This window comes from Streptomyces sp. NPDC047869 (assembly GCF_040704065.1).
In the GTDB taxonomy this organism is placed as follows: domain Bacteria; phylum Actinomycetota; class Actinomycetes; order Streptomycetales; family Streptomycetaceae; genus Streptomyces.
The window spans coordinates 170,128-188,582 of the sequence record NZ_JBEYRK010000007.1; the positions used below are offsets into that span (position 1 = coordinate 170,128).

At 73.3% G+C, this 18,455-nt stretch carries 21 protein-coding genes; 2 read left to right on the top strand and 19 right to left on the bottom strand.

Annotated features, from left to right (window positions below; genetic code table 11):
* Nucleotides 1-20 precede the first annotated feature (20 nt).
* The 13 genes from AB0924_RS12220 to AB0924_RS12280 form a co-directional block, all read right to left on the bottom strand.
* Entirely contained in the window at nt 21-302 is a 282-nt protein-coding gene (locus AB0924_RS12220; RefSeq protein WP_358927828.1) for a gas vesicle protein K, read from the bottom strand.
* Nucleotides 299-487 (bottom strand): gas vesicle protein, encoded by a 189-nt coding sequence (locus tag AB0924_RS12225; protein ID WP_143638825.1) that lies wholly within the window; start codon nt 485-487, stop codon nt 299-301. The genes AB0924_RS12220 and AB0924_RS12225 overlap by 4 nt, the downstream gene beginning before the upstream one ends.
* Entirely contained in the window at nt 484-1,242 is a 759-nt protein-coding gene (locus AB0924_RS12230) for a GvpL/GvpF family gas vesicle protein (protein ID WP_366911320.1), read from the bottom strand. Before AB0924_RS12230 ends, AB0924_RS12225 begins: the two co-directional genes overlap by 4 nt.
* Nucleotides 1,239-1,583 carry a gas vesicle protein gene (locus AB0924_RS12235; protein WP_366911322.1) on the bottom strand — a complete coding sequence of 115 codons (345 nt, stop codon included), beginning with the start codon at nt 1,581-1,583 and terminating at the stop codon, nt 1,239-1,241. The genes AB0924_RS12230 and AB0924_RS12235 overlap by 4 nt, the downstream gene beginning before the upstream one ends.
* Nucleotides 1,580-2,785: an SRPBCC family protein gene (locus AB0924_RS12240; RefSeq protein ID WP_358927821.1), complete on the bottom strand. Its 1,206-nt coding sequence runs from the start codon at nt 2,783-2,785 to the stop codon at nt 1,580-1,582. The genes AB0924_RS12235 and AB0924_RS12240 overlap by 4 nt, the downstream gene beginning before the upstream one ends.
* Nucleotides 2,782-3,387 carry a DNA primase gene (locus AB0924_RS12245; RefSeq protein ID WP_366911323.1) on the bottom strand — a complete coding sequence of 202 codons (606 nt, stop codon included), beginning with the start codon at nt 3,385-3,387 and terminating at the stop codon, nt 2,782-2,784. The genes AB0924_RS12240 and AB0924_RS12245 overlap by 4 nt, the downstream gene beginning before the upstream one ends.
* On the bottom strand, nt 3,387-3,647 hold the full coding sequence (locus tag AB0924_RS12250; protein ID WP_358927817.1) for a gas vesicle protein GvpG: 261 nt from the start codon (nt 3,645-3,647) through the stop codon (nt 3,387-3,389). The genes AB0924_RS12245 and AB0924_RS12250 overlap by 1 nt, the downstream gene beginning before the upstream one ends.
* Before the next feature lie 34 nt (nt 3,648-3,681).
* Nucleotides 3,682-4,452 carry a GvpL/GvpF family gas vesicle protein gene (locus tag AB0924_RS12255; RefSeq protein ID WP_366911324.1) on the bottom strand — a complete coding sequence of 257 codons (771 nt, stop codon included), beginning with the start codon at nt 4,450-4,452 and terminating at the stop codon, nt 3,682-3,684.
* A complete protein-coding gene (locus AB0924_RS12260) occupies nt 4,449-4,880 on the bottom strand; it encodes a gas vesicle structural protein GvpA (RefSeq protein ID WP_358927813.1) in 432 nt (143 codons plus the stop codon). Before AB0924_RS12260 ends, AB0924_RS12255 begins: the two co-directional genes overlap by 4 nt.
* A gap of 77 nt (nt 4,881-4,957) precedes the next feature.
* A complete protein-coding gene (locus tag AB0924_RS12265; RefSeq protein WP_358927811.1) occupies nt 4,958-5,332 on the bottom strand; it encodes a gas vesicle protein in 375 nt (124 codons plus the stop codon).
* Between the two features lie 123 nt (nt 5,333-5,455).
* Nucleotides 5,456-6,415, bottom strand: a complete 960-nt coding sequence (gene ligD, locus AB0924_RS12270) for a non-homologous end-joining DNA ligase (RefSeq protein WP_358927809.1) — start codon at nt 6,413-6,415, stop codon at nt 5,456-5,458.
* Nucleotides 6,412-8,259: a transketolase gene (locus AB0924_RS12275; RefSeq protein WP_358927807.1), complete on the bottom strand. Its 1,848-nt coding sequence runs from the start codon at nt 8,257-8,259 to the stop codon at nt 6,412-6,414. The genes ligD and AB0924_RS12275 overlap by 4 nt, the downstream gene beginning before the upstream one ends.
* Nucleotides 8,256-9,788 carry an NAD(P)/FAD-dependent oxidoreductase gene (locus AB0924_RS12280; protein ID WP_358927805.1) on the bottom strand — a complete coding sequence of 511 codons (1,533 nt, stop codon included), beginning with the start codon at nt 9,786-9,788 and terminating at the stop codon, nt 8,256-8,258. Before AB0924_RS12280 ends, AB0924_RS12275 begins: the two co-directional genes overlap by 4 nt.
* A gap of 194 nt (nt 9,789-9,982) precedes the next feature.
* On the opposite strand from AB0924_RS12280, the gene AB0924_RS12285 reads away from it, so the two are divergent.
* Nucleotides 9,983-10,936, top strand: a complete 954-nt coding sequence (locus AB0924_RS12285; protein WP_358927803.1) for an LLM class F420-dependent oxidoreductase — start codon at nt 9,983-9,985, stop codon at nt 10,934-10,936.
* Nucleotides 10,937-11,130: 194 nt separating this feature from the next.
* Here the strand turns inward: AB0924_RS12285 and AB0924_RS12290 are convergent, their stop codons facing one another.
* Nucleotides 11,131-11,511, bottom strand: a complete 381-nt coding sequence (locus tag AB0924_RS12290; protein WP_358927801.1) for a phage holin family protein — start codon at nt 11,509-11,511, stop codon at nt 11,131-11,133.
* 102 nt (nt 11,512-11,613) lie between these two features.
* Here AB0924_RS12290 and AB0924_RS12295 point away from each other — a divergent pair, with 102 nt between their 5' ends.
* Nucleotides 11,614-11,961, top strand: coding sequence for a VOC family protein (locus tag AB0924_RS12295; RefSeq protein WP_358927799.1), 348 nt, complete (start codon nt 11,614-11,616; stop codon nt 11,959-11,961).
* A 13-nt stretch (nt 11,962-11,974) separates the two neighbouring features.
* Here the strand turns inward: AB0924_RS12295 and AB0924_RS12300 are convergent, their stop codons facing one another.
* The 5 genes from AB0924_RS12300 to AB0924_RS12320 form a co-directional block, all read right to left on the bottom strand.
* The gene (locus AB0924_RS12300) at nt 11,975-13,939 is read right to left on the bottom strand and encodes a DUF5107 domain-containing protein (protein ID WP_366911325.1); all 1,965 of its coding nucleotides are present in this window, start codon (nt 13,937-13,939) and stop codon (nt 11,975-11,977) included.
* 40 nt (nt 13,940-13,979) lie between these two features.
* Nucleotides 13,980-14,879 carry an arginase family protein gene (locus AB0924_RS12305; RefSeq protein WP_366911326.1) on the bottom strand — a complete coding sequence of 300 codons (900 nt, stop codon included), beginning with the start codon at nt 14,877-14,879 and terminating at the stop codon, nt 13,980-13,982.
* 28 nt (nt 14,880-14,907) lie between these two features.
* Nucleotides 14,908-15,459 (bottom strand): GNAT family N-acetyltransferase, encoded by a 552-nt coding sequence (locus AB0924_RS12310; protein WP_358927793.1) that lies wholly within the window; start codon nt 15,457-15,459, stop codon nt 14,908-14,910.
* A 93-nt stretch (nt 15,460-15,552) separates the two neighbouring features.
* Complete coding sequence (locus tag AB0924_RS12315) at nt 15,553-16,491, bottom strand: LD-carboxypeptidase (protein ID WP_358927791.1); 939 nt, start codon at nt 16,489-16,491, stop codon at nt 15,553-15,555.
* Nucleotides 16,488-18,452, bottom strand: a complete 1,965-nt coding sequence (locus tag AB0924_RS12320) for a prolyl oligopeptidase family serine peptidase (protein ID WP_358927789.1) — start codon at nt 18,450-18,452, stop codon at nt 16,488-16,490. The genes AB0924_RS12315 and AB0924_RS12320 overlap by 4 nt, the downstream gene beginning before the upstream one ends.
* Nucleotides 18,453-18,455: the final 3 nt, after the last annotated feature.

Below are 18,455 nucleotides of genomic sequence, written 5' to 3' on the forward strand. Positions count from 1 at the left end.
GAATCCCGGGGCCGCCCGGCTCACTGGCGGGGCAGCAGCGGCCCCAGCGGCCCGAGGTCCAGGTTCAGGTCCTCGGGCCGCAGCCCGTAGCGGTCCCGGAGTTCGGCCATCCGCTCCTCCAGGAGCATCAGGGTGAGCCCGATCCGCTCCTCCTGGTCCTCGGTCAGCTCACCGGTGTCGAAGCGGCGCACCGCCTGCCGCTCCATGAGCTGGCGCAGCAGTTCCACCACGGTCAGCACCAGTTTGACCAGGTCGCGTTCGACCGTGTCGGGCTCCAGGTCGAGCCGGTTGCGGGTGCTCACAGCAACTCCTCGAAGGGTGAGGGCACCGTCTCGTTCACGGAGCTGATCAGCGCGTTGAGATCGATGCGGACGAGGTCGACGTCCGCGATCCGCAGCGTCAGGTCCCCGGTGATGACGACCCCGCCGGCCAGCAGCCGGTCCAGCAGGTCCACGAGTGCGATCTCACGTCGCTCGACGACGGTCACGCTTCCTCCCCGCTGAACGAGTACGCGGCCCACGGCCCGGTGAGTTCCACCCGGATGCCGGGTGTCTCGTCCTTCGTGCGGTCCACCAGTTCCACGAACTCCTCGCAGCTCGCACGCGGCACCAGATAGGCCGCGTTGAGCACGTTCTGCCCCGACGCCCCGGACAGCGCCGAGTTCTGCGCGGGATGCATCCGGAAGTCCTCGGCGTGCTCGCTGAGCCGCTCGTGCAGGGAGCGCGCGAACGACTCCGCCCGCTGCCACCTCTCCTCGTGCGCCTCGCTGTGCCGCCGGCGGCTGCGCAGATAGTCACGGCCGCTGGCCGGTTTCGCCGCCGGCGCGACGGCGGGCTCGGCGGGCTCGGACTCCACGAACACCTTCACGCCCCACTCCACCCGGCCCTCGAGCCGGTCCAGGGCGCGCCGGAAGTCGTCCTCGCGGGCCTCGATCATCGCCCGGATGCCGCTGTCGTCCCGGAAGACGGTCGCGAGGCGCAGCGGCAGCGGGGTGGTGACCGTGCTGAGCGCGGCGATCACGCCCTGGTGGGCGCGGGCCGTCGCACTGAGCCAGTCGAGATCCTCGAGACGGGACCGCAGCCCCTGCTCGTCGAAGTCCGCCTCCGGCACCGCGCTGACGACCGCGACCAGCCCGTGGTGGTGCAGCAGCGCCGGCGGGGCACCCCCGATACCGGTCAGCTCGGCCTGCAGAGGCGCGTCGAGAGGCCGGCAGACGGCGTAGACGTACCGCAGTGCGCTCATTGGGCCTCCTCCTCCGTCGGCACGCTGCCGGGTGCCAGTTCCTGGAGCCGTTCCAGCCGCTCCCTGAGCTCGGCGTTCTCCTTTGCCAGCTCGTTCTGGCGGGCGCGGGAGGACAGCGCGGGGTCGGTCTCCCACCAGTCGATGCCCATCTCCTTGGCCTTGTCGACCGAGGCGATGACGAGCCGGAGCTTGATGGTGAGGAGTTCGATGTCGAGCAGGTTGATCTTGATGTCGCCCGCGATGACGACGCCCTTGTCGAGCACCCGTTCCAGAATGTCGGCGAGGTTGGCCCCGCTGCCGCTCTGGCCGTAGGGCTCGGGGAACCGGCTGGCAGTCGTCATCGACGGCTCCTGCCTCCGGAGTGCTCAGGCTCCTCCTCTTCCTCGTACTCCTCCCCCTCGGGCTCCTCCTCGTACTCGTCCTCGTCCTCGTAGGGGCCCTCCTCCTCGTCCTCGTACTCCTCCTCCTCGGGCTTCTCCTCGTCCTCGTAGGCCTCCCCGTTCTCGTCCTCGGCGGCGGGCTCGCGGCCCTCCTCGCCCTCCTCGCCCTCTTCGGGCTCCTCGCTTTCCTCGCCCTCTTCGGGCTCCGCGGACTCCTGGGGCTCCTCGCCCTCCTCGGGCTCCTCCTGCTCGGACTTCTCCTGCTCGGACTCCTCCTCGGCCACCACGTCCTCGTGGCTGCGGACCACCTCACCGTCGCGGATCTCGCCGCGCCAGCCGTCCTCCGCCTCTCCCTTGAGGGTGATGTAGCGGTCGAAGTTCTTGAAGTCGAGGCGGACCCGGCGGCCCTGAGCACGCCAGATGTTGGCGGTCTTCTCGAAGAAGCCGCTCGGGTAGTACTCCATGACCAGAAGGATGCGGGTGAGGTTGTCGTCGAGCCGGTGGAAGGTGACGACGCCCTTGTGGGTGCCCTTGGCGGCCTCCGACGACCACTGGATCTTGTAGTCGGGGATCTGCTCGACGGTGAGGCCCTTCCAGCTGCGGGTGGACCACCAAATCTTCCCCTTCCAGTCGGAGGTCGTGTCGTCGATGCGGCTCGCACTCTTCACACCCTTGGCAAAGGTGCTGAAGTCCTGGTACTGGGTCCACTGGTCGTAGGCAGTGCGCACCGGCACGCCGACGTCGATGGACTCGATGATCACCGTGGGCTTGTTGCCTCCCCCGCGCTTGCCCTTGCCCTTGCCGCCCCCCAGGCCCTTCAGCTTGTCCATGACGGTGTCCTTGGCGTGCGAGGCACCGAGCTCCAGCGCGGAGCGCAGCGGGCCCTTGCCCTCGGCGACCTTGCGGCCGGCGTTCAGGGCGAGCTTGGCGAAGCCCGGGCTGTTGCCCTCGGCGATGTCGTTGAGTTTGCCCGTGGTCTCGCCGAGCTTGCGGCCGAAGCCGGTCAGCAGCTTCTGCGCCTGGGCGGCCAGGTAGTCCTGCACCTCCGCCTTGAGCCGGTCCGCCGCCTCACTGTGCGCCAGATCGGTCAGGGGGTTGCTCGTGGCCGCTCCGCCCGCGGCCTTGCCGGCGGCTGACGTCGCGGATCCAACACTCTCGGTCATCGGTCATCGCCGCCCTTCGACTGCCGGGACCGGCCGGTGTTACGGCTGCCGCCGGCCGCGGCCGTCTTCTTCGTGGCCGTTCTGCGGGCCGCGCCCGCCTTCTTGGCGGCCGTCCGGCCGGCCGTGCTCTTCGCCGCGGCCTTCTTCGCGGGGGCCTTCCCGGCGGGCGCCTTCTTCGCAGGCGCCTCGCGACGGGGCTGTTCGTCCTCCCGCCCGGCGGAGTCCTCGCGGGCTCCGTCGTCCTCTTCCTCCGTCTCCTCCGGCTCGGACCCGTTGCCGGGCACCACGCCGGAGAGCTGGTCGCGCACCGCGCTGGTACGGCCGTGCAGCCGGTCGGCGAGCGCGCTCATCTGCCGCTCGGCCATCGCCCCGGTGGCGGCCTTGCCGACGCCGCGCAGATCCTGGCGGAGCTGATCCCCGATCTCCTTGAACTGCGGGTTGTCGCGGAGCTGCTGGTTCAGCAGCTCCGCGAGGCCCCGCGGGCCGAGGTTCAGCTTCTTGCCGGCCACCAGGGAGCCGACCGCGAGGGCCATTTTCAGTTTCTTCGTACGTCCCAGAAGGTATCCGGCCCCTATCGCGAGGCCGAGTCCCGATCGATTCATCACGTCGTCCCGTTGCCTGTGGTTTCGCCGGAGCGCAGGGCGGTCTCCAGCCGGTCGAGCAGTTCGTCCTCGCGGCGGTCGAACTCCTCCTCGGTGATCTCGCCCGCCTCCAGCTCCTCCTCGAGGCGTGCGAGTTCGGCCCGTACGGTGGCGGGGTCGTAGTAGATGCGCTCCGCCTCGCGGTACACCTGTTCGATCGCCCATCCGGCGCCGCGGACCGGTGCGAACGGCAGCAGCAGCACCTCGCTGATCAGTCCCACGATGTCCCTCCTTTCCGTTCGGGCCGGACCTGGGTCAGTGCGCTCCGGCGTCGGCGCCGGCCGTGCTGTCCGCGGGCGCGGCGGGACCGGGCTCCACGAAGCTGTACGGCGGGAGCGGCCCGTTGACCCGCAGATCGAGATGGGGGTGGCTGGTGCGGACCTGCTCGACCGCGGCCAGGAACTCCTCGGCCGTGTCCCGGGCCACCAGGAACGACAGGTTGACGAGCCAGCCGGTCGACTCGGGGCCCACGCTGATGTCGGCGCCGGCCGTCTCGAGGGCGGCGCGCACCTCGGCCGCGTCCTCGGCCTCCTTGGCCTTGACGGCGGCCGCGACCATCTCACCGAGACGGATCTTGTCGTCGTAACTGCCGCCGCCGGACTGCCGGTTGGCCTCGGCCAGGGAGCGCACCTCGGCGTTCTCGGCCATCACGCGGTGCAGGACCGCCTCTTCGACGTGCGTGGCCTTGACGTTGTACTCGACCTTGCCGTCCAGCTCCCGCAGCCGCTCCAGGTAGTGCTGCGCGCGCTCGCCGAGCACCTGGGTGACGGAGTCGTCGTCGGGCGCGACGCTGCCGAAGCGCATCGGCAGGATGCAGCCGGCCGCGCCGGTCTCGGCGAGCACGTTCTGGTGCGCGAGCAGGTCGCGGCGCTTGGGCCGCAGCCCCTCGGGCGCGTCGCTGACCACGGCCGCCAGGTCACCGGCCGTCAGCACGCGCACCGGCAGCGGCGGCTCGCCGACGCCGGACATGCCGTCGGGAAGCGCCGGGTGCGAGCGGGCGGTGATGCCGTAGACGTAGGTGCTCACTCCGACTCCTCCTTACGCCGGGCCGCGGTCTTGCGGGCCCGCGGACGGGACTCCCTCTGACCCTCCTGCCCCTCGTCACGGGCCTGCTGGAAGGCGCCGGATATGGTCTCCGCGGCCCCCGACAGCGCGCCCTTGCTCTTGCCGCGGGCGCCGGACTCGGTGACCTCGCCGACGATCTCGGGCAGGCCGGGGCTCTTGTTCGGACCCGACTCCAGGTCGAGGCGGTTGCACGCCTCGGCGAAGCGCAGATAGGTGTCGACGCTGGCCACGACGACGCGGACGTCGATCTTCAGGATCTCGATGCCGACCAGGGAGACACGGACGAACGCGTCGATCACGAGCCCCCTGTCCAGAACCAGTTCCAGTACGTCGTAGAGGCCGCTGCTGCCGCCTCCGCCGCCGCTCTGTTGTGCCGGTACAACGGTCATGCCGGCCGTTCCTCCTTCTCTCGGTGTTCGGACAAGCGGTGCGCCGGTGGGTGCCGCACACGGGGGGGACGGGCGGTCTAGCGGCCGCGCGCGTCCGACCGTCCGCGTTCGTAACGGCGGACGCGGCGATAGCCCGTGAGCTGCCCGTCCTCGTCCAGCTCCACCTGGTAACTCGCCATCAGGCTCATGGTGTCCGGCACCCGCTCGAGTTCGAGGACCTCCACATCGAGCGACCATCCGCTCTCGGTCTGCTCGAAGGAGGACACCGACTCCGGCTGGAGCCCGGTCAGCTCGGCGAGCTGGGCGCGGGCCTCGCGCAGCACCTCCATGGGACGCGGCCGCCGGCCGGTGGCCGCGCCCCGCGGCGCGTCGTCGTCCGCCTGGGACGCGTTCCGCTCATCCTGTGAATTCTGTGAATTCTGTGACTGATGCGTGTTCTTTGTGTTCGTCATGGCCACCTCTCCCCTGCGTGTGGCCGCTCATCCCTTGGCCAAACATTCCGGGGGTACGGGTTCTCGAAGCCGCAGGTCACAGATGGTGAGCGCGGGCCCGGAACCGGCCACGGCCGGCCGCCGTCAGCCCTTCAGTCCCGCGAGGCGGCGCTGGGCGGGTCCGAGGGCGCGTCCCCGGCCCGGCAGTGCGGCCCACGGGTCGGTGCGGGCCTGGTCGGCGGCGTCGGCGATGGTCCAGCGGCGGGCGTGGACGCCTGGATCGGCCACCTGTTCCCAGCTTAGGGGTACGGCGACCGGCGCGCCGGGCAGGGCGCGCACGGTGTACGGGGCCACGGCGGTCTGCGCGTAGCCGTTGCGTTGCACGTCGAGGTAGAGGCGGTCGCCGCGGTCGCGGACGCGCGCGGCGGTGGTGAGCCGGTCGGGGTGCGCGGCCTCGGCGAACTCGGCCACGTCGCGGGCGAACCGGCGTACCTCGTCGAAGTCGTGGCGGCCGTCCAGCGGGACGACCAGGTGCAGTCCGCGCGAGCCCGTGGTCATGGGTGCCGCGGGCAGGCCCAGCTCGTCCAGCAGCTCGCGCAGTACGCCGGCCGCCTCCCGTACGGCGGCGAAGCCCTCCTCGGGGCTGCCGCCGGGCCCGTCGGGCGCCGGGGCGGGGTCGAGGTCGAACACCAGCCGGTCGGGGTGGTCCGGGCCGCCGGCCCGGTCGGTGCGGGAGAGCCAGCGGTGCAGGGTGAGACAGGCCTGGTCGGCGAGGTACAGCAGGGTGGCGGTGTCGTCGCAGACGACGTGCGTCACCGTGCCGCCCTCCTTGGCGACCTCGGACCGGGTGATCCAGTCCGGGTAGTGGCCGGGGGTGTTCTTCTGCATGAAGCGGGGGCCGTCGAGGCCGTCCGGATACCGTTCCAGCATCAGCGGACGGCCCCGCAGGTGCGGCAGCAGATACGGCGCGACGGACCGGTGGTAGTCGGCGAGATCGCCCTTGGTGTACCCCTGGGCGCCGCCCGGGAGGAGGACCTTCCCGGGCCGCCGGACGCGCACCGAGCGGCGGCCCGCCCGTATCGTCCGCGCGTCGTCGTCGCTCATCCCACGACCGCCTCCTCGACCAGCAGCTTCGCCGCGGCCGCGATGCCCGCGGCGTCGATGCCGGCGGCGTTGAGCTGCTCGTCGGGCGCGGCCGAGCCCGGCATGGTGCGCACCGCGAGCCGCACCAGGCGGGGCACGGGCCGGCCGTCGGCGAACGCCTGGGCGACGGCGTCACCGAGGCCGCCCTCCTCGTGGTGGTCCTCGACCGTGAGCAGGCAGCCGGTCTCCTCGCCGGCCCGGCGCAGGGTCTCGCCGTCGACGGGCTTCACGGAGTACAGGTCGATCACCCGGACCTCGATGCCGTCCTGGGCGAGCCGGTCGGCGGCCGCCAGGGCCTCGTGGACGGTGACCCCGGCCGCGACGACGGTCAGCCGGTCCCGCTCGCCGGAGCGCAGCACCTTGCTGCCGCCGACCGGGAACTCCTCCTCGGGGCCGTAGATCACCGGGCTCTTGCCGCGTGAGGTGCGCAGATAGCGGACGCCGTCGAGGCCGGCCATGGTGGCGACCAGCCGGGCCGTCTGGTTGGCGTCGCACGGGTACAGCACGGTCGAGCCGTACACGGACCGGAACATCGCCAGGTCCTCAAGGCCCATCTGAGAGGGCCCGTCCTGCCCGATCGCCACGCCGGCGTGCGAGCCGACCAGGTTGATCCCGCTGCCGCTGATGGAGGCCATGCGGACGAAGTCGTGGGCGCGGCTGAAGAAGGCCGCGAACGTCGAGGCGTACGGCACCCAGCCGCGGGCCGCCATGCCGACCGCGGTGGCGACGAGCTGCTGTTCGGCGATGTAGCACTCGAAGAAGCGGTCGGGGTGCTCCTTGGCGAACACCTCGGTGCGAGTCGAGTCGCCCACCTCGCCGTCCAGCGCGACGACGTCGCCCCGGGCGGAGCCGAGCGCGGCGAGGGCCTTGCCGAAGGCGTCCCGGGTGGCCACCTCCTCGCCCTTGTCGTACCGCGGCAGCCGGACCACCTCGGCGTTGAGGGAGCGGACCGTCGCCGCGCCGGCCGGCTCGTTGACCCGGACGCGCACGTCCCGCGGTCCGCCCAGCTCGGCGATGGCCTCGTCGGCCTCGGGCAGCGGCTTGCCGTGCAGGCCCTCGCGGTCCTCGACGGAGGCGACGCCCTTGCCCTTGAGGGTGCGGGCGAGGATCACGGTGGGCTGTCCGCTCGTCGACAGGGCCTCTCCGTACGCCCGGTCGATCGCGTCGACGTCATGGCCGTCGATCTCGATGGTGTGCCAGCCGAAGGCCTGGAAGCGGCGGGCATAGGCGTCCAGGTCGTGGCCGTGCCGGGTCGGGCCGCGCTGGCCCAGCCGGTTGACGTCCACGATGGCCACGAGGTTGTCCAGGTTCTCGTACGCGGCGTGCTCGGCCGCCTCCCAGACGGAGCCCTCGGCCAGTTCGCTGTCCCCGCACAGCACCCACACGCGGAAGCCGGTGCGGTCCAGCCGCTGCCCGGCGAGCGCGATGCCCACGCCGACCGGCAGGCCCTGGCCGAGCGAGCCGGTGGCGGTCTCCACCCACGGCAGCCGGCGCGGGGTCGGGTGCCCCTCCAGGCGGCTGCCGAGCTTGCGGAAGGTCAGCAGCTCGCCGTCCTCCACCGCGCCGGCCGCCTTGTACGCGGCGTACAGCAGCGGCGACGCATGGCCCTTGGAGAGCACCAAGCGGTCGTTGGCGGGGTGTTCGGGGCGCTCGAAGTCGTAGCGCAGGTGGTTGGCGAGCAGGACGGCCATCAGGTCGGCGGCGGACATCGACGAGGTGGGATGCCCGGAGCCCGCCGCGGCGGCGGCCCGCACGCTGTCCACACGCAACTGCTGCCCGAGTTCGGCGAGTTCGGCGGTGTTCATGAATCTCCTTCTGCTGGTTCGGGTGGGTCCCGGCGGTCCGCCGGATCCTCGGGGTCGGTGCGCCGGACCGGGCCCGGGGCGGGATGGCCGGTGGGCGGTGCTGATGCGGGCCGGTCCGCCGCGGGCGCGTCCGCGGGCCGGCTCCCGGCGGGCCGCTCGACGGGCCGGCTCGCGGCGGGTTCGCCGCCGTCGCCGTCGTGTGCGCCCTCGCCCGGCTGTCCGGGGCCGCCGGGTACCCGGGGCAACTCGGGGGATGCCGTGTCCAGCGGGACCGACCAGGACCGCACTAGGCCCAACTGCACGGTCTGGCGCGGGAGTACGGCGTCCAGCAGCCAGTCGGCGGCCACGCGCAGGCGGTTGCCGGGCAGGGCGGCCAGGTGGTAGCCGCGGGTGACCGCGCCGGCCGGCGGGCCGGACAGCGGGACACCGAACGGGTTGGCGGCGGCCCGTACCCCGCCGAGGTCCACGGCGAAGCCCAGGTCGCGGTGACGGTAGGCGCGCCGGCGCCGGCCGAGGCCGAGCGAGGCGGCCACGTTCTCGCCGGCCACCCTGCCCTGCCGCCAGGCGTGCTGGGCGGTCATCGGGGTGAACTCGCCGGGGCGCTCCAGGTCCGGTACGGCCGCCGCGTCCCCGCAGGCGAACACCTCGGTGCGGCCCGGCACCTGGAGGTACGGATCGACGATGAGCCGGCCCCGCTCCAGCGGCTGTCCGACGGCCTCGATCAGCGGATCCGGGCGGACCCCGACGCACCAGACCAGGGTCCGCGACGCCACGAAGTCGCCGTCGGTGAGCAGTACGCCGTCGTGGGTGGCCTCCTTCACCGAGGTGCCGGTGCGGACGTCGACGCCGCGCGCCCGCAGCACCCGGTCGGCGGTGCGGGAGAGCCTTTCGTTCATCTCCGGCAGCACGCGGGGCGCCGTGTCCAGCAGGATCCAGCGGGGCCGTGCCAGACCCGGCAGGTCGCGGCGGGCCAGGTGGTCGGTGAGCATCCGCATCTGCGCGGCAACCTCGGTGCCGGTGTAGCCGGCACCGACCACGACGAAGGTGCACCGCGCGGCGCGCGCCTCCGGGTCGTCCTCGATCGCGGCGAGTTCCACCTGCCGGGTGACGTGGTCCCGCAGGTACAGCGCCTCCGGAAGCCCGCGGAACCCGTGTGCGTGCTCGGCGACGCCGGGGATGGGCAACAGCTTGTTGACGCTGCCGACGGCCAGCACGAGCCGGTCGTAGCCGAGGGTCCCGGTGCCGTCCTCGGGGTCCCGGTAGTGGACGGTGCGCCGGTCGAGGTCGACGCCGGTGGCCTCCCCGAGGACCAGCCGCACCCCGCGCAGAGTGCCGAGCAGCGAGACGGTGACCCGACGGGCCTCCAGGATCCCGGCGGCCACCTGGGGCAGCAGCGGCAGGTACAGGAAGTAGTCGGTCGGGTTGAGCAGCGTGATCTGGGCGCGGCCGCGGGTCAGCCGGGCGAGGGTGCGGGCGGCCCGGTACCCGGCGAAGCCGGCGCCGACGATCACGACACGTGCTCGACTCACGGGTGTCCCTCCGGCGGTGTGGCTCCCTCCAGGCCTTCCGCGTAACCGGGGCAACCGCACCCAAACGCCGCCCGGCTCACCCGGACGCCGGTCGTGCCCGCGTTTCGCCCGGTCGGCGGCGGTTACCCGGCCCGGGTCCCTGCGATCCCCACCAGTCGCGACCCCGGCCGTGCGGTCGCGCGGAGGTGTCTGTCATGCCCGAATACGGTTACTTCCTGGCCTGCGAGGAGCACGGCCCGGCCGAGCTGATCGAACAGGCCCGGATGGCAGAACAGGCCGGCTTCCAGGCACTGTGGATCTCCGACCACTACCACCCGTGGAACGGCGCGCAGGGGCAGAGCCCGTTCGTCTGGTCGGTGATCGGCGCGCTGTCGGAGGCCGTGTCGCTGCCCATCGAGACGGCGGTGACGTGCCCGACGGTACGCATCCATCCGGCGGTGCTGGCACAGGCCGCGGCGACCAGCGCGGTGCTGACCGGAGGCCGCTTCCGGCTCGGGGTCGGCACCGGCGAGGCGCTGAACGAGCACATCCTCGGTGATCGGTGGCCTCCGGCACACGTGCGCCTGGAGATGCTGGAGGAGTCCATCCAGGTGATGCGCCGGCTGTTCACCGGCGAGGAGGTCAACCACCACGGCACGCACTACACGGTGGAGAACGCCCGGCTCTACACGATCCCGGACGAGCCCGTCCCGATCGACATCTCCGGCTTCGGCCCGAAGGCCACCTCGCTGGCCGCGCGGGTGGGCGACGGCTACATCACGATGATGCCGGACGAGGAGATGGTCACCCAGTTCCGCAAGGGCGGCGGCGGGGTCAAGCCGGTCAGCGGCGGTACGAAGGTCTGTTACGGCGCCGACCGCGACGACTGTGTGCGGACGGTGCGCGAGCTCTGGTACAACGAGCTGCTGCCCGGCGAGATGGGCCAGGTGCTGCCCTCGCCCCGGCACTTCGAGCAGCTCGCGGAGCTGGTCACCGAGGACATGGTGCGGGAGAAGTCGGTGTGCGGCGACGACGTCGACGAGCATGTCTCGGCGCTGCGGGCGTTCGCCGACGCGGGCTTCGACCGGGTGTACGTGAACCAGATCGGGCCGGATCAGAAGGGGTTCTTCGACTTCTACCGCACGAAGGTGCTGCCGCGGCTCGGGTGAGGGCCGTGCGTTTTCGGGCTTTCGGGTGCGGGTTGAGTGTGGCTGGGCGCGCGGTTCCCCGCGCCCCTGCTGAGTCGGCGCCTGCTTGGATGGCTCGGGGGTCATAGGCGGCGTGGTGCATTGTCGGGTGCGGGTGGGTTGCGCCCGGCGGGGGCGCGCGGTTCCCCGCGCCCCTGCCGGGCGCGGGGGTGGGGTCAGGCCCTGTGGTGGGGGACTTCGTCCGGCGGCTCGGTGGGCATCGGGGGGTAGGGGGTGGCCGCCGTCCGGGCGGGGCCGTGGCCGTGCTTCGGGTGGGCGGCGCCGCGCAGTACGTAGGCGAGGGCGCCCAGGATCGCGGCGGTGATCAGTGCGGCCGCCCAGCCCGGCAGGCCCACCGCCAGGGCGAGGCCAACCGCGAGCGCCAGGGCGCCGCCCGCGTACAGGGCGACGGCGCCCGAGGCGGCGTAGAGCATGGCGGTGCGGCGTTGCTTGCGGCTCTGCTCGCGCAGTTCGTCGCGTACCGTCTCGCGTGCCACCTGTGCCAGCTCTTCGACGAGGTGCTTGTCCAGATGTTCCAGGTGATCCAAACGGTCCATGTAATACGCCTACCCGTCCGATCCCGGCGGTAACGGCATCGCCCGGTGCCCGCCGGGGGCTCGGACTGTGCCGGTCCGGGCGTCCCAACTAGGCTCGTGCGCATGGAGATTCTGGGCGCCACACTGCGCATCTGCGTCGACGACCTCGACACCGCGATCCCCTTCTACGAGAGGCTGGCCGGCGGCCGGGCGCTCCGGTTCGAACGCGGTGGGGTGCAGGTGGCCGCGATCGGCTCCTTCCTTCTGATGAGCGGCCCGGAGGCGGAGCTGGAGGTGCTGCGCAAGGTCACGGCGACGATCGCCGTCAAGGACGTGACCGAGGCGCACCGGCTGCTGACCGACCTGGGCGCCCGGGTCATCGCCGGGCCGGTGCCGACCCCGGCGGGCCGAAACCTGCTGGCGATGCACCCGGACGGCTCGATCTTCGAGTACGTCGACCAGAGCGGCTGAGCCGGCCTCCCGCTCAGCCGGCGTCCGGCCGCATCCGGAAGTCCAGGCGGGCGGGCAGCGGTTCGTCGGTGAGCCGGGCCCACAGCAGCTCGATCACGTCCGCGCCCTCCCGGAGGTCCGCCACCTCGAACCCTTCGTCGAGGACGGCCCGGGCGTCCGCCCGCCGCCCCTCGGCGAGCAGCAGATCCGCCTCCAGCAAGCGGAACGCGCCGCGCTGCCGCACCGCGGGCAGCAGCCGCTCCCACACCGCGCGGGCCTGCGCCGTGCGCCCCGTCCGCAGCAGCGCCCGGAGCCCCTCGCGGCCCAGCGCGGCCACGGCGGCGGTCCAGGCCTCGCCGTCGTCGCGGCGTTCGCGGCACAGATCGTCGAAGGCCTCCGCGTACCGGTCGGCGGCCCGCTCGTGGTGGCCGGACTCCTGGTCGGCGACGGCCAGGCAGCGCAGCAGCGGCCACAGCGAGGGGGCGAGCGGCACGGCCCGCTCCCAGCTGCGCACCGCCTGGGCGCGGTCCCCGGCGTGCCACTGGGCGATGCCGAGGTGGTACTCGGTGTGCGGGGTGGCGGGCGCCGTCTCCAGCATGTCCCGCCAGTGCGGGGCGACCAGTGTCCCGCCAGGCGGGCGGACCCGGCGCGGTTCCGGCAGCGACCCGGTGCGCAGCAGTTCCAGCCAGGGCTCCTGCGCCTCGCCGAGGGTGGACTCGGAAAACGGCGTGCCGGGCAGTTTCCAGTCGGCGCGCAGGACCTCGAGCGCGCCCCAGCCGGAGCCGGTGGCCAGCCGCTCGCCGGGTTCGGTGTCGGCGTACGGCCTCCAGTCCGAGTACGCCCGCTCGACGCGGGCCCGCGGCAGCACCGACGCCAGCCGGTCCTCGGCCCCCCGCACGACCGCCGGCCACGAGGGGCCGTCGGGAGCGGCGTCCAGCGGGCCGTACGCCTCCAGCCAGGACACCTCGCTCTCGGGTTCCAGCCGGACGTGCTCGAGCTGGGTGCGGGCGAGGCCGGCCTGGATCTCGCAGTAGCCGCCGGTGCCGGGCTCGGTCAGCCATTCCTGCCAGCGTCGGCCGCCGGGGCCGCTGCCCCACACGAACAGCTTCCGGCCGCGCAGCACGTCGGTGGAGGTCTGCACCAGCCCGTGCCCGTCCGCGTCCAGCGCCGCGATCCAGCGGCGCCGTCCGTCCGGGACCTCGTAGAAGTAGTCGGCGGCGTAGGGACTGTTGAGGGGGCGGGTGCGGTCGATGCCGTCGTGGCTGGGGACCGGCACCCGGCGCAGCCGGCGCTCGTAGCCGAACTGCCAGGCCTCGTCGGCGGGGGCGAGGACCCGGCGGTCCTCGGGGACGGCGATGTTGGACCACCAGTAGGCGGGCGCCGCGTGCTCGTGCGGGTTGCGGATCCGGACGCCCACGTACAGGAAGTCGGATCCCTCGGGGAGCCACAGGTCGACCTGGAACGGCAGGTCACGCAGCCGCTCCCACTCCCACAGGCGCAGCATGTCGCCGCCGTTGGGGGCGGAGACGCGGGCGGCGTGCAGGGGGGCGCAGGACAGGGTGGTGTGGCCGGTGGCACCGATGTTCCACTCGATGCCACCGGAGTACCAGGCGCCGTTGAGCGCGAAGTTGGCGGGCTGGAACACCGGGTTGCGGTACAGCAGTTCGCGTCCGGTGGGCAGGTGGACCAGGGAGGCGATCCGGCCACCGAGGCCGGGCAGGACGGTGGCCCGCAGCCGGTCGTTCTCGATCACCAGGGCCTGGAGGGCGCGGGGTTCGCGCTCTCTGCCGTACCCGTCGCGCACCCGCACCGGCAGCAGGCTGCGCAACGGCTCGTAGTCGAGCTGCCGTGCCATGTCGCGGGGCACGTCCCCGCGGTCCCGGTCGTCGACATGGTGCACCTCGTCGAGGGGACGGAGCGGGGGCAGGGGGTTGTCGGGGCCCAACCGCGCGGCGGGCAGGGTGATGACCTCACGTCGGATCCTCGTCACGATGACCATGGAACCCGGCGTGCGGCGAGTCGGCCAGGGGATCTGCCGGTCAGGATTGCGCAAAGGCGGCCACGACGAGATCGGCCAGCAGGGCTCCCGCCGTGCCCTCGGGGTCGAGGTCGGGGTCGTAGATGGTGACGTTGAGACCCACGCAGCGCGGGGAGGCGAGCAACGGGCGCAGCAGTTCCTCCAGTTCGGCGGGCAGCAGGCCGTCCGGGTCGGGGCTGTCGACGGCCGGCATCACGGACGGATCGAGGACGTCGGCGTCCAGGTGGACCCAGAAGCCGTCGAGTCCGGGTGCCCGGAAGGCCTCGGCGGCGGCGCGGGCGACCGCCCCGGCGCCCTCGGCGCGGATACCGCCGACGGTGGCGACCGGCATCTTCAGTGAGGCGAGTTCGGCCAGGTCGTCCGTGAAGGCGTCGCGGATGCCGAAGAACCGTACGTCCTCGTCCCTGAGGTAGGGCCGCAGGCCCTCCAGGTCCGTCAGGTCCTCCTGCCCGCGTCCGGTGCCGATCGCGACCTCCTCGCCGCCCGCGGCGCCGATCCGGCCGGAGTTCCCGGGGTGCCGGAAGTCGTGCGAGGCGTCGATCGCGGCGAGCCCGTACCTGCCGAGCCGGCGCATGGCGAGGGAGGCGCCGAGCTGGATGGAGCAGTCGCCGCCGAGCACGACGGGGAACTCCCCGGCGCGCAGGTGGCGTTCGACGCGGTCGGCGAGCCGCACGGTGTACCCGGCGAGCGCGGCCGCGTTGAACACGCCGTCGCCCTCCCGCCAGTCGCCGCGGTCGTAGCGGGGCGGTACGACCACCCCGCCCTCCCGTGCGCCGAGCCGCCGCAGCAGGCCCTGCTCGCGGAGGGCTCCCGCCAGCTTGTAGCAGCCCGGGACGGTGCCGGGGGCAGGCGGGCGCAGGCCCAGGTTGGAGGGGGCGTCGAGCAGGACGAGCGTTCGCATGGGGATCTTCCTCAGCCGGACGACGGGTTCAGTTGCCGGTGCGCATCTCGGTGGTCAGTGCCCAGCGTTCGTGGTCGCGCCAGGCGCCGTCGATGAAGATCATGGCCGGTGAGAAGCCCTCCAGGCGGAAGCCGGCGCCGCGGGCCAGCGCGACGGAGGCGGCGTTCTCCGGCTGTGCGTTGATCTCGAGCCGGTGCAGTCCGAGCGCCCCGAACGCGTAGCCGATCACCAGGTCGAGGCCCTCGCGCATCAGTCCCCGGCCGGCCGCGTGGGCGAAGGCGCCGTAGCCGAGGGCACCTGACTGGAAGCCGCCCCGGACGATGTTGTTGATGTTGATGAACCCGGCGATGTCCCCGGTGTCCTTCTCGCACACGAGGAACCCGGCCCTGGCCGGGTCCTTGATGAGCGGCCCGGCGTAATTCGCGTAGCCCTCGCCGGTGTCCGGCGGGAACAGCCACGGCCGGTGCAGGTCCTTGCTCTCCCTGGCCCGGGCGGTGAACTCGGGGCCGTCCTCGAGGGTGAAGGCACGGATGCCCACGCGGGGGCCGGTGGCGAGGTAGTGGGCTGCGGTGTGCGGCATCCGGCCAGCCTACGCGTCACCGGCCGGGCCACGGCGGCGCGCTGTCCCGGTTCCGGCCGGGCCCCACCGCGTGCGGGACCGGCCGGTACCGGGTCAGCGCAGCGCGGGTTCGTCCAGCGTCAAGGTCCCCGCGTCGGCGTCGAGTTCGGCCGTCACTCCGAACGGCACCGTCAACGCGCCGTCGCAGTGCCCGAATCCGATCTCCTCGACGACCGGCACCCCGAGCCCGCCGAGCCGGTCGGCGAGGACCGCGCGGAGTTCGCCGTACGGTCCGCAGTCCCGCCAGGAGCCGAGTCCGATCCCGGCGACGCCGTCGAGCCAGCCGGAGCGCATGAGCTGGGTCAACAGCCGGTCCACGCGGTACGGCTGCTCCCCCACGTCCTCGAGCAGCAGCAGTCCGCCACGGGCGCCGGGGCGGGCCAGGGGCGTGCCGAGGTCACTGGCGAGCATGCTGAGACAGCCGCCGAGGGTCACCCCGCGGGCCCGCCCGGGCGCCAGCGCGGGGCGGCCCGAGGCGAGGGCCTGGACGGTCTCCGGTGCGAACAGGGTGGCCCGCAGATGCTCCTGCGCCCGCGCGTTCTTGATGAAGTCGACGCCCGCGGCGGCCGGCCCGTGCAGGGTGACCAGGCCGAGCCGGGTGGCGAACGCCTGGTGCAGCACGGTGATGTCGCTGAAACCGACGAACACCTTCGGACCGGCCGCGCGCATCGCCTCCCAGTCGAGCAGATCGGCCATGCGCTGGGCGCCGTACCCGCCGCGGGCGCAGAGCACCGCGTCCACGGCGGGATCGCACCAGGCGTGCTGCAGGTCGGCCGCCCGGTCGGCGTCGGTGCCCGCCAGGTGACCCAGCTCCCCGTGCCGGTCCAGCACATGGGGCGCGACCACCGGGTCCAGGTCCCAGCCGCGCAGCACGTCGAGACCGGCCTGGAGCCGTTCCTCGGACACCGGCCCGCTGGGGGCGACGACGGCCACCCGCGCGCCGGGGGCCAGCCGGTCCGGCCGGCGCGGTCGGCCGGTGTGCCCGTCCCTCATGTGCCCAGCTCCAGCTTCGGCACGGCCGGGGTCGGGTCCAGCCCGAACACCTGGGCGTAGAGGGAGAGTTCGGCCTCCAGGGCGCGCACCATGGTGTCGGCCCGCCGGAAGCCGTGCCCCTCCCCCTCGAAGGTGAGGTAGGCGTGCGGCACGCCCCGGCCCTCGATGCCGGCGAGCAGGCGCTCGCACTGGGCGGGCGGGCAGATCACGTCGTCCAGGCCCTGGAGCAGCAGGAACGGCGCGCTGAGCCGGTCGGCGTGCGCGGTGGGCGAACGCTCGGCGTACCGGTCGGGGACCTCGGCGAGCGGGCCGATCAGCGACTCCAGATAGCGCGACTCGAAGTCGTGGGTCTCCCCCGGTCCCCAGGTGGCGAGGTCCAGGACGGGGTAGATGATCGTGCCGCAGGCGTACACGTCCGTCCCGGTCAGGGAGGCGGCGGTGGTCCAGCCGCCCGCGCTGCCGCCCCGGATGGCGAGCCGGCCGCGGTCGGCGGTGCCCTCCTCGGCGAGGGCGAGGGCGACGGCCGCGCAGTCCTCGACGTCGACCACGCCCCACTGCTCGCGCAGCCGCTCCCGGTAGGCGCGGCCGTACCCGGTGGAGCCGCCGTAGTTGACCTCGGCCACGCCGATGCCGCGCGAGGTGAAGTAGGCGATCTCCAGGTCGAGTACGCACGGCACCCGGCCGGTGGGGCCGCCGTGCGCCCAGATGACGTACGGCGGCAGTTCGCCGTCGGGGGCGGTGCGGCCGGGGTGGTGCGGCGGGTAGACGTGGGCGTGCACCTCGCGTCCGCCGGGGCCGGTGAAGACACGGGTCTCGGGCTCCGGGTAGTACCCGGAGTCCACGGCGTCCCGGTGGCGGGCGCCGATGGCCCGGGCGCGTCCGATCCGGGTGTCCAGTTCCACCACTTCGGGCCCGGTGCGCGGGCCGGCCCCGATCGCCACGACCCGCTCGCCGTGGGCCGCGAGGGTGGACCCGAACTCGGTCCACGGTCCGGCGGCGTCGACGACCTCGCCGGACTCGGGGTCCAGTATCCCGAGTCCGGCGGCCCCGCGGCCGTGCACGACCGCGATCAGGCCGTTGTCCAGCGGCGCGAACCAGTTCAGGCCGAGCTTCCACAGCGGCCCGGCGAACTCCTCCTCGCGCGGGCACAGCGGGGTGCCGTCGCGGTAGAGGTTCCACCAGCCGCCGCGGTCACTGGAGTACAGCAGGGCACCGTCGGCGGCCCAGTCCACCTGCGCGACGGACTCCTCGGGGCCGCCGGCGACCGTGCGGACCGTGTGCAGGGTGCCGTCGTCACCGACCTCGCCGACGAGCAGCTCCGTGCCGTCCCACGGCATCCGCGGATGGTCCCAGGCCAGCCAGGCGGCCCGGCGGCCGTCGGGCGAGAGCCGGGGCCCGGTCACGAACCGGTGCTTCTCCGGGACGAGTTCCCGTACGGCTGCCCGGTCCTCGGCGGCCGAGCCGTCCAGCGGTACGGCGGCCAGGACGCGCCGTACGTCGTCCGGTCCCTCCCCGGTGAACTCCTCCAGCACGCACCACACTTCGCCCCTGGCGAGGTCCACCCGCGGCTCCGCCCAGCGCAGTCCGCCCGCCACCGGTGACGAAGGGGTGAGCGGGCGCGGCTCGCCGCCGGGCTCGTACCGGTACAGCCGCTGGTCGGCGAAGTTCGCGAACACCACCAGGGGCGCGCCGTCCTGGACCGTTCCGGTCCACGGCCGGCCGCCGTACTCGATGACGCGGGTGCGCACGTTCCACGGCGGGGGCAGTACCGACTCCTCGGTGCCCTCGGCCGTGCGCCGCACCAGGGCCCGGCGGCCGCCCTCGGCGGGCCGGGGCTCGGTCCACCAGACCTCGTCGCCGACGAAGCCCACCCACTCCGGCTGACCGTCGTGCGCCGCGGCCAGCGCCGCGTCGATCGGCGAGGGCCACGAACCGTACGGCTGCTTCATGTCTTCCCCCATCGT